The 250-nt window shown below is 78.0% G+C and carries 1 pseudogene; it reads left to right on the plus strand.

The annotated features are described in order from the left end of the window. Window positions 1–250, plus strand: a pseudogene (locus tag AC0IVP_RS21995) (hypothetical protein); the annotation flags it as partial.

The following is a 250-nucleotide window of genomic DNA, read 5'->3' on the forward strand; positions in this document are numbered from 1 at the left end:
GTCTGCGGGTGCTGCCGCGCGCGGTCGCGCTGGCCGCGGTGATGGCCGACCGGCGCAGCGTCGCCGGCGCCGGCACCCACGGCAAGACCTCCACCACCGCGATGCTCACCGGCGCGGTGCAGGCCTGCGGCGCGGACCCCTCCTTCGCCATCGGCGGGGACCACAACGAGTCCGGCTCCAACGCCCACTCCGGCACCGGGGTCGTCGGCGCACACGACGACCCCGGTGCGGCCCGGCTGCGCTCGGTGCC

It is taken from the genome of Klenkia sp. AC732, from assembly GCF_979256525.1.